General features: G+C 61.4%; 5 protein-coding genes. All 5 read left to right on the top strand.

Features of this window, described 5'->3' with window-relative positions; translation table 11 throughout:
* Positions 1–71: 71 nt before the first annotated feature.
* Positions 72–1,256: an Nramp family divalent metal transporter gene (locus tag HMPREF3227_RS04190; protein WP_011272788.1), complete on the top strand. Its 1,185-nt coding sequence runs from the start codon at positions 72–74 to the stop codon at positions 1,254–1,256.
* 20 nt (positions 1,257–1,276) lie between these two features.
* Entirely contained in the window at positions 1,277–1,666 is a 390-nt protein-coding gene (locus HMPREF3227_RS04185; protein WP_005292595.1) for an NUDIX hydrolase, read from the top strand.
* Between the two features lie 62 nt (positions 1,667–1,728).
* A complete protein-coding gene (locus HMPREF3227_RS04180) occupies positions 1,729–2,304 on the top strand; it encodes a TetR/AcrR family transcriptional regulator (protein WP_005292598.1) in 576 nt (191 codons plus the stop codon).
* Positions 2,301–2,663: a DoxX family protein gene (locus HMPREF3227_RS04175; RefSeq protein ID WP_005292602.1), complete on the top strand. Its 363-nt coding sequence runs from the start codon at positions 2,301–2,303 to the stop codon at positions 2,661–2,663. Before HMPREF3227_RS04180 ends, HMPREF3227_RS04175 begins: the two co-directional genes overlap by 4 nt.
* Before the next feature lie 88 nt (positions 2,664–2,751).
* Positions 2,752–2,994, top strand: a complete 243-nt coding sequence (locus HMPREF3227_RS04170) for a YlcI/YnfO family protein (protein ID WP_066510515.1) — start codon at positions 2,752–2,754, stop codon at positions 2,992–2,994.
* The last annotated feature ends 121 nt before the right edge of the window (positions 2,995–3,115 follow it).

The raw sequence follows: 3,115 nt of genomic DNA, 5'->3' as shown, positions 1-3,115 counted from the left end.
CCCCCCTGGCTTGAACATATGGCGATGAAAACTAGACTTCAAGTAGTTGAACTTTTGGTATGGAGATGCCTATGCGTAAGACCTTAATCAGCCTCACCGGCCCCGCCTTCGTTGCTGCAGTGGCTTACGTCGACCCCGGCAACGTAGCCGCCAACATCAGCGCCGGCTCCCACTACGGCTACCTCCTGGTGTGGGTACTCGTCGTGGCCAACCTCATGGCCATGTTCATCCAGTACCACTCCGCCAAACTGGGCCTAGTCACCCACCGCTCCCTGCCGGAAATCATGGGCGAGCGTCTCTCCCGCCGCGCGCGCCTAGGCATGTGGGCCCAGGCCGAGCTCATCGCCGCGGCCACCGACCTCGCCGAAGTCATCGGCGGCGCCATTGCCCTGCAACTCCTCTTCAACCTCCCCCTGTTCGCGGGCGCGCTCATCATCGGCGCGGTCTCCATCATTCTCCTCATCTTCCAGAAGAAGAACCAGTGGTTCGAGGGGCTTGTCATCGGCCTGCTCCTGGTCATCTGCATCGGCTTCCTTGCCGGCCTCGCCATCGCCCCGCCCGACCCCGCCGACGTGGCCGGCGGCCTCATCCCCCGCCTAGAGGGCAAGGACAGCATCCTGCTGGCCGCCTCCATGTTGGGCGCCACCGTCATGCCGCACGCCATTTACCTACACTCCTCCCTGACCAAGCAGCGCTACCCCGACCTGGAAATCCCCCACGTGCTGGCCGGCACCCGCGCGGACATCGCCGTGGCGCTGTCCATCGCCGGGCTCGTCAACGTGGGCCTGCTGGTCCTGGCGGGCTCGGCCCTCTACGGCGTGGACGGCACAGAGACCATCTCCGGGGCCCACACGGCGATTGCCAGCCACCTCGGCCCGCTGGCCGGCGTTCTCTTCGCCATCGGCCTGCTGGCCAGCGGCCTCGCCTCGACGTCAGTGGGCGCCTACGCCGGCTCCGAAATCATGGACGGCCTGCTTCACATCAAGGTCCCCCTACTAGTCCGCCGCCTGGTCACGCTCATCCCGGCGCTGGTCATCATCGGCTGCGGGGTCGACCCCACTATGGCACTGGTGGTCAGCCAGGCACTTCTTTCCCTGGGCATCCCCTTCGCCATCATCCCGCTTTTCCGCTATGCCGGCTCCCGGGACGTCATGGGTGAATTCGCCGCGAAACCCTGGTCTATGGCCGTGGGCTGGACGCTTGCCGCGCTGGTCATCGCACTCAATCTCGCCCTCGTGCTCCTGCCGCTGCTCTAGGCCGCCTACAATCAGCAGCCATGATTGAAGTAGCAGCCGTCGTCATCCGCAACCCACAAGGCCACGTGCTTACCGTGCGCAAGAAGTCCTCCACCAAGTACCAACTGCCCGGCGGCAAGCCCGAGGCGGGCGAGGCGCTTGTCGACGCCGCCCTGCGCGAAGTTGCCGAAGAAGTAGGCCTCACCCTCGACGCCGAGAGCCTCAACAAACTCGGCACCTTCGACGCTCCCGCCGCCAACGAACCGGGCGAGGTCGTCGTCGGCACCATCTTCACCTACACCCGCACCGTCACCGCCGACGAACCCCATGCCGCCGCCGAAATCGGCGACACCGCCTGGGTCAACCCAGCAGCCCCCGACCGCGAGCTTGCACACCTGCTGCGCGACCGCGTCTTCCCCACGCTGGCCTAGCGCCAACTGTCAACACTTCGGCGTCATTGACCTCGAAACCATCAAGAGCTACCCTTTTGAACATGTTCACTGAACACGTTCACTCATCGCGCTCGGCCGCCAAAGCTGGCACCGTCAGCAAGGTCCTAGCCACCGCCTACGAACTCTTCCTCACTCAGGGCTACGCCACCACCAGCATCCGGACTATCGCATCCGAAGCTGGCGTTAGCGTGGGAACCGTCATGGGAGTCGGCGACAAACAAACGCTGCTCATCCGCACCATTGGCCAACACATTTCAGAACTCCACGATGACATCCGGGGACAATCCGATAGCCTTCTCGATGTCCTGAGACCTTTCCTCCAGATGTTTACCGGCCACGAAGAGCTCTCCCGCGCCTTTGGCGCAGCACTCATCCAACAAGGCAATCAAGGCGAAGCGCTCACCGCACTCAAAACGCTCCTGACCGATGAAATCACCCTGCGACTCGGCACCAGGCTCAGCAGCGCCGATGCGGCCGAGTACGCCGACCTGCTGTACAACGTCTACCTCGGCTTACTCATCGGCTGGGCCGCCGGAATCTACGACACCGAGCACCTCACATCCCAAGCCGCCTCATCGATCGAACGCCTCAACACCGCATTCGGAGTAACCCAATGATCCTAGAATCTTCCCCAGCCTGGCCCTCCCTTCTACTAGCAGCCATTCTGCTTGGCGACGCCGCCCTCTCCCTCAAACCAGTCCCCTTCATCGAAGCCTGCCTCAGCGGCGTCAAACTCCCCAAGGACTGGTGGTGGGCGCTCATTGTCATCAAGTGCCTCGCCGCCGTAGGACTCATTGCCGGCCTCTGGTTCCCCGGCGTAGGAATCACAGCCATGATTGGAGTCATCGCCTATTTCTGCGCGGCCGCAGCAGCCCATGTCCGCGCCCACTTCCTCGGTAGCGCATTCTGGATCAACTGCTTAGGCATGCTCGCATTCTCCATCGGAGTACTGATCCTGACGCTCGCACTGAATTAAGACACCAGTCAACCTTTCACGGCTTCCTGAAGGCAGATACATCATTGCACCTCTTGAATGATGACTTGATGCTTTCTACCCTAAAGGTATGCGCACGACGATAAACCCCCCGCCGAAACTCCTTGAAGAAACGAAGGTCCAAGCCAAAGCCAACAATGTCACTTTGAGCTCATACGTCGAAGAGGCGGTCCGCGCTGCCCTCAAGAAGGAAGCCCGCATCAGTACCGAAGACACCCCCGTTAACCTGCCCTCCTTCGATTGCGGCGGACCGGCTCTAGTTGATCTCAGCAACAAAGAAGCTGTGTGGGCGGTACTCGATGATCATTCCTGATGTCAACATTCTCGTTTATGCCTTCCACTCCGCTGCACCGCAACATAAACCCGCTCAACAATGGCTAAGTAGTGCTCTAAATCGGCATGAAACAATTGGACTCCTGGATGTTGTGGCAACG

The organism is Corynebacterium sp. CMW7794, assembly GCF_001563605.1.
Lineage (GTDB): Bacteria > Actinomycetota > Actinomycetes > Mycobacteriales > Mycobacteriaceae > Corynebacterium > Corynebacterium phoceense.
Note: the sequence above shows the minus strand (reverse complement) of the source record. Positions and strands in the feature narration are given on the sequence as shown.